General features: G+C 54.7%; 4 protein-coding genes. All 4 read left to right on the top strand.

The annotated features are described in order from the left end of the window. Positions 1 to 681: ATP phosphoribosyltransferase regulatory subunit (locus Q0W37_RS15020; RefSeq protein WP_297702358.1), on the top strand; the 681-nt coding region annotated here is incomplete at its 5' end. Continuing rightward, the gene (locus tag Q0W37_RS15015) at positions 678 to 2,318 is read left to right on the top strand and encodes a GDSL-type esterase/lipase family protein (protein ID WP_297702357.1); all 1,641 of its coding nucleotides are present in this window, start codon (positions 678 to 680) and stop codon (positions 2,316 to 2,318) included. The genes Q0W37_RS15020 and Q0W37_RS15015, both read left to right, overlap by 4 nt. Further along, a complete protein-coding gene (locus tag Q0W37_RS15010) occupies positions 2,315 to 4,051 on the top strand; it encodes a GDSL-type esterase/lipase family protein (RefSeq protein ID WP_297702356.1) in 1,737 nt (578 codons plus the stop codon). The genes Q0W37_RS15015 and Q0W37_RS15010 overlap by 4 nt, the downstream gene beginning before the upstream one ends. 93 nt (positions 4,052 to 4,144) lie before the next feature. Continuing rightward, positions 4,145 to 5,995 carry an MBOAT family O-acyltransferase gene (locus tag Q0W37_RS15005; RefSeq protein ID WP_297702355.1) on the top strand — a complete coding sequence of 617 codons (1,851 nt, stop codon included), beginning with the start codon at positions 4,145 to 4,147 and terminating at the stop codon, positions 5,993 to 5,995. Positions 5,996 to 6,106 lie beyond the last annotated feature (111 nt).

Raw genomic sequence — 6,106 nt, 5'->3', positions numbered from 1 at the left:
GGCCTCAGCGAAGACCAGGTGAAAAAGCTCGACGACTTCATGAGCTGCAAGAGCATCGAAGAAGTCAAGGCCAAGGTACATAGCGAAAACGCGACGGCCGCCCTCCAGGAAATCGAAGACCTGTTCGCAACCCTTACCGCCGCAGGTTACGGTGAATGCGTGAACCTCGACCTCTCTATCGTTCGTGGCCTCGCCTACTACACCGGCATCGTGTTCGAAGTCTTTGACAAGGGCAAATCCATGCGCGCTATCGCTGGCGGTGGCCGTTACGACAGCCTCACCGAAAAGCTCGGTGGCGAACGCATCCCGGGCGTGGGCTTTGGCATGGGCGACGTGGTGCTCGCAGACCTCCTCGCCGAGCACAAGTTGCTCCCGAGCCCGAAGCAGAGCGTCGACTTCTACATCGCAAGTTTCACAAACGACATGAAGAAGGTGTTTGAAACCGCCCAGGTGTTCCGCAGTGCAAGCTCTAGCAAAGAAGGGGGCAAGCCGTTCTCGGTCGCTCACCCGCTCGCCGCCATGAAAATGGGCAAGCAGCTCGACCAGGCTAACTACCAGGGCGCCAAGATTGTCGTCTACGTGGACGGCTCCAAGGCTGCCGAAGGTGAATTCGAATACAAGGACATGCGCACCGGCGAAATGTTCGTAGGCAACGTCGCAGCGATTATTGACCGTCTATGATGTCCCCCTTAAAAGTTCTCTTATCCATCATCAGTTTGTTCGCCGTACTGGGGCTAATCGCCCTGATTTACCCCGACGGCGGCATCCATGTCGGAGAATACACGCTCCGTTACCCGAAGCTCACCGAAATCTTCGAGAAGCAGAACTCCATTACAGGGGACTCGCTTGCGGATTCTTCTGCGGCGGACCCCGAAGACGCCATCCGAGAAATGATGGAAGCGACCAAGCGGAAGGAATTTGCGGCCTTCAGCGACTCGCTCAAGTTCTATGAGGACTTTTTCAGGAAGGGCAAGACCCGTTTCGATCTGCCGAACAACGATCCTACCTGGTTTGACCGTTTCTTTTTGCACCTGGAACTGGCGAGTCTCGATTCGAACGTGGTCCACATCGTGCACTACGGAGACTCGCAGCTCGAAGAAGACCGCATTTCTGCGACCATCCGCGAAGACTTGCAAGATGAATTCGGCGGTGCAGGCCCCGGCATGATGCCAGCCATTATGACGGTCCCTTCGCAGACCACGAGCCATTCCAATTCAGGAGCACTTTCACGATACATCCTGTTTGGTCCCAAGGAAGAAGAAGCGGATCACAGCCGCTACGGCCCCCTTGCGCAGCTCGCCAAACTTGAAGGTGAAGCGGCAATTACAATCCAGAAGCGCAAGGAACGCAAGGACCAGTTTTCACACGTCGGTGGCTACAGCACCGTCAAGATTCTCATGAACAAGGGCGCGCACCTCAAGGCGAAGCTCAACGTGAACCAGACGTTTGTTGAAGTCGTCGGCGAAGACGAAGAAGGCAATCCGAAAGAAAAGCGTACCACCAAGGTAGTTGACGCGGGCGAACCCATCGTCGAAACGTTCAACAAGCTGAAGGTCTACACCTGGAAGCTTAAGGACACGACCTCGATTGCCAAGATGTACCTTTCCGGCAACGCCGAAATCTACGCCATCGCGGCAGACGGCGCCTACGGTGTCGCGGTCGACAACGTCGCCATGCGCGGATCTTCGGGTACCATTTTCCACCGCATCGATTCGGAACTTCTCGCGGAATCGTACAAGGCGATGAACGCACGCCTCATCATCATGGAATACGGCGGCAACCTCGTTCCGGGAACGAATTCCGGCAACATCGAATGGACCAAGAAGATTATCACCCGCCAGATTCAGGCCATCCAGAAGGCGAACCCCGACGCGGACATTCTTTTTATCGGTCCCGCCGATATGGCCCGCCAGAAAGACGGACAGTGGCAGACCTACGCAGGGCTCAACATGACCATCAAGGCGCTCCGCGAAGTGGCCCTTGATAACGGCGCCGCCTACTGGGACATGCACCGCGTGATGGGCGGAAACGGTTCGATGATGAAGTGGGTCAACAAGGAACCTGCACTCGGTTTCACGGACCACATCCACTTTACCCGCAGGGGTGCGGCCTACATGGGCGACCTTTTCTGCGCGGCACTCCGCATGCACTACGACTACTTCAAGTTCCGCGACAGGCACAACATCAGCGACGAAAAGCTGAAGGATATCCACGAGTGGAAGAAGCAGGCGAAGGAAGAAACGAAAAACGAGAAACGAGTAACGAAAGATAGTTCGGATACCGGAAATCAGAAGTCGGAAGGAGAAACAAACAAATGAAAAAAATTCTCCGCATCGTCTTACTGACAGTCTTTGTTGCATTCGCCAAGGACATGCCCGCGGCACCTGGAGCCTACAGCATCGACCTGTCCCGCTACGACTTTATCGATTCTTCACTGAACGTGATCCAATACCCCAAGGGAAACGCCTCGTTCACGCCGTTTTTCAACAAACTCGATACGCTCGTATTTGAAAACAAGGGACAAGTCCGCATCTTGCATGTCGGCGGTTCGCACCTGCAAGCAGACGTGATTTCCGGACGCATCCGCGAACACTTTATCAAGGAATATCCGGGAGCATCCGCCGGTCGCGGTTTTGTGTTCCCCTACTCTGCTGCTCGCACCAACACGCCCGCCAGCTATGCCAGCTACTACAAGGGCATCTGGGACATGAACAAGAACGTGCAGCGCGAAATCAAGAAGCCGCTCGGACTCCTCGGTATTGCCGTCAGCACCTCCGACCCGCGCGCCGAAATTTCGATCCTTCTGGACAAGTACAATTCGACACCGCTCTGGGGCGAAACCAAGTTCCGCCTGTTCGGCTATAGCGACAACAATGATGTCGTTCCCGTGCTGCGGGTTGATTCAACCGATATCTACGGCACATTGGACTCCGCAAGCCAGAGCTACGTGTTCACCTCCCCGCGTCCGATCGATTCCATACAAATCGCATTCCGCTGGATGGATTCATTGCAACAGGCGACCGTTGCACAATTCATCACCGATTCTCTGTTGCAGGATTCTATCGCCCGCGCCGTCGAGGATTCGCTGAAAAAGGCAAATGGCGACACGACGCCAACCAAGCTTCCGGAAGCCGCCGAAGCGCCCGCGAAGATCCCGAACAACGTAGCGATACCGCAACCTGATGTCGCCCGCGACTCTATGTTCCAGGGAGAATGTGACGTTCTCGACACCGCCTGCCTCGCCCGCGAAGAAGCGAAGAATAAGGAGGCAAACAAAGGCTCCCGCAGCTGCGCCAACATGGCGAAGAAACCTGCCGTCAACTACGCCGAAGGCGAACTCGATTCCACGAACATCGCCGAGGAACACTGCATCGCCGACACCGTCGCCGTTCCCGATTCCGTAAAGCAGAACGCACGTCCGCGATTCACGCTCACCGGCATCCTCACCGAAACCGACGCACCCGGCATCACCTATACGGGCGTGGGTATCAACGGCGCCAAGGTACATGACTATTTTGAAGAGGTCTGTCCGCTATTCGAAAAGCAGCTCGCCTACTACAAGCCCGACCTCGTGATTTTTGCCATCGGCATCAACGATGCAAACGTCCAGCACTTTAACGACAAGCAATTCAAGGACGATTACGACAAACTCATCGCCCGCATCAAGAACGTGAACCCGAATGTGGCGATTATCTTCGAGACCAACAACGACATGTTCCGCAAGGTCAAGAAGAAGCGCTACGTGCAGCACCCGAATGGAGACATCGCCCGCAAGGCATTCTTCGCACTCGCCGAAAAGCACCAGGCTGGCGTCTGGGACAAGTTCAGCATTATGGGCGGCCTCGGTTCCATGGCCAAGTGGGAGCGCGCGGACCTCGCCAAGGCAGACAAGGTTCACTTCAAGCTTTCGGGCTACAATCTGCTTGGCGACCTGTTCTACAAGGCCATCATCAACAGCTATCAGGAACACATCGCGAATTTACCCGCAGAAATTAAACGAGAGAACGGGCCTACGGCCCTACAGACGAAAGACGAACGAGGCAACAAATAAGGATAGAGTCATCCTGAGCGTGGTTCGACAAGCTCGCTAACCTTACTAAGGTCCCTGAGCCTGCCGAAGGGCGTCGTCGAAGGATCTAAAAATATGCTTGATTACTTAATACCATATCTCACTCGAACTTTCTCGTTTGACCCGAACAGTCCGCTGCTATTTACGCAGTTCTACTTCTGGGGATTCTTCGCGGTTGTCTTTGCGTTCCTCACCCTCGTCAAAAACCGCATCCTGCTCCGCAACGCCTTTCTCTTTGCGACCAGCATGTTTTTCTACTACAAGACGAGCGGCAGCTATGTGTGCATCCTGGTATTTTGTGTCATCGCGAACTTCTTTATAGGCAAGTGGATTGAACGCGCCGAAGAGCATTGGAAAAAGAAGCTCTGGATGATCATCATCGTCATCATCGATTTGCTAGTCCTTTGCTACTATAAATACTCCTATTTCTTCTTGGACGCTCTCTACGACTTTACCGGTATCGAGCTCCACGTCTACAATTTCTTCGCCGCCGCCAGCAACAAGCTGTTTGGCACGAATTCCCTCGTAGACACCATCATCCTGCCCGTAGGCATTTCGTTCTTCACCTTCCAGGCAATCAGCTACTGTATCGACATTTACCGCGGCAAGATTTCGGCCGTCAAGAACATTCTCGATTTCGGATTCTACCTCACGTTCTTCCCGCAGTTGGTCGCAGGCCCGATCGTTCGCGCCGACAAGTTCGTTCCGCAGCTATACCGCAAGTATTTTCTGCCCCGCCGCACTTTCGGCATCGCCGTCTTCTGGATTCTGAACGGACTTGCCAAGAAGATTATCTTGAGCGACTACCTCGCCACCAATTTCGTGGACCGCGTTTTCGACACGCCGCTCCTGTTCACGGGACTTGAAAACCTTATCGCCCTGTTCGCCTACTCGCTGCAGGTTTACGCCGACTTCTCCGGCTACACCGACATCGCCATCGGCGTCGCCCTTCTGATGGGTTTCCGTCTGCCGCAGAACTTCAACAGCCCCTACAAGGCGCTCTCCCCCACCGAATTCTGGCGTCGTTGGCACATTTCCCTTTCGAGCTGGTGGCGCGACTACCTGTACATTCCGCTGGGCGGTAACCGTAACGCGACCCTCGGCACCTACTTCTGGATGGGATTCTTGAGCCTTGTCGCCATTCTCCTTTCCGGTAGCGTCTGGGTCGGCGTCGCCCTCGGCCTCTTCTTCCTCTATATCGCCCTTTACGCCTATTTCAAGCCGGACTCCCGCAAGTTCATTACCACCAACATGAACGCCATGTCCACGCAGATCGTGGGCGGCTGGTGGCACGGAGCGAGCTGGAACTTTATCATCTGGGGCGGCCTCAACGGTTTCGGCCAGGTATTCAACAAGTTCTGGGTTAAGCGCAGCAGGACATTCCGCGCCTCGGCAGCTTTCCTGCTGTTCGCCTCGAGCGCCGTCATCTTCAAGCAGACGCATACCGCCATCTTCGCGATTACTGCCGTCTATTTCGGCGTTCTCTTTGCAGGCATCTATGCCGTCATGATTTTCCGTCTGTTCAGCGACAAGTACATCCACGGACTTTACGTCGCCTGGAACGTCACCCTTACTTTCGTGTTCATCACGTTTACGCGACTTTTCTTCCGCGCCGGTTCGAACCTTGACCCCGCCGAAGCCAACGAAGTCGCCTGGAACACTGCAAAGAACATGGTGCAGCAGATGGGTACCGCCTGGAAATGGGACACGCTCAGCACTATCGCCTGGGAACACATCAACATTATCCTCGTGTTCATCGCGGGCATGCTCATCCACTGGGTCCCGAAAAAATTCAAGAGCCGCTACCGCATCACATTCGCATCGCAGCCGATTCCGCTGATGGTGATTTCGACCGCGTTCATCATCTTCGTCATCTACCAGTTCATGAGCGCAGACAGCTGCCCGTTCATCTACTTCCAGTTCTAATAGCAACGAAATCAAATCCCCGACGGTTTGCATCGGGGATTTAATCATTTTAATTGTTTAGATTCTGATCGTGGACTATCCGGCCATCTCGGCCACGAGCTTGTCCATCGC

It is taken from the genome of uncultured Fibrobacter sp. (genome assembly GCF_947166265.1).
In the GTDB taxonomy this organism is placed as follows: Bacteria; Fibrobacterota; Fibrobacteria; order Fibrobacterales; family Fibrobacteraceae; genus Fibrobacter.
The sequence above is the reverse complement of the archived record's forward strand: the minus strand, read 5'-3'. Positions and strand labels throughout refer to the sequence as shown.